Source organism: Meridianimarinicoccus marinus (assembly GCF_040689105.1).
GTDB lineage: Bacteria > Pseudomonadota > Alphaproteobacteria > Rhodobacterales > Rhodobacteraceae > Meridianimarinicoccus > Meridianimarinicoccus marinus.
Window position 1 is genome coordinate 1 of the sequence record NZ_JBFBVU010000087.1, and the last position, 673, is coordinate 673.

The window sequence follows — 673 nt, forward strand, 5'->3', positions numbered from 1 at the left end:
ACGCTGGTGAAGGCCTGGGCCTCGATGAAGAGCTTCCAGCCGAAGGTCAACGGGGCGCCCAACGGGGACGACGATCCGGGTGATCCGCCAGATGACCGTGTATCGCCACCATCCTCCCCCGACCAATCCATCGCCGAGCCCGAACCGATGACCCGCCCCAGACACCGCAGCCGCAACGCCGAAGTCGATTTTCGTGATGAACGGCGCTCCAACGCGACCCACGCGTCGAGGACCGATCCGGAGGCCCGACTGTTCAGGAAGTCGCCCGGCACCGGGGCCGTGCTGTGCTTCATGGGGCATAGTTTGATGGAAAACCGCTCCGGTCTGATCGTGCAGGCCGACCTCACGCAGGCGGATGGCCACGCCGAACGCCGTGCCGCCATCGACGGCAGGACCACACGGCACCCGGGCTACGCCAAATCCCAGCGGCGACGGAAGAAAATCGAAGAGCCTTTCGGCTGGGCCAAGACCGTCGGCGGCATGGCGCAGACCATGTATCGCGGCATCGAGCGGGTTCGCGCCCGCTTCACGTCAACGATGGCGGCCTGCAATCTGGCGAGGCTGCCGAAACTCCTTGCCGCCTGAGGCGGGGAGAACCCGAAGGGGCTATTTGCCCACAGCCAACATCCCCACGATTCCTCCGTCCAAGGGAAGATGTTCCAAGCGCGAGCCT

General features: G+C 65.4%; 1 protein-coding gene. It reads left to right on the forward strand.

What is annotated here, in order from left to right:
• Nucleotides 1–585 (forward strand): transposase (locus AB0T83_RS20295; RefSeq protein ID WP_366195008.1); only part of this gene is annotated, 585 nt, incomplete at its 5' end.
• Between the last annotated feature and the right edge of the window lie 88 nt (nt 586–673).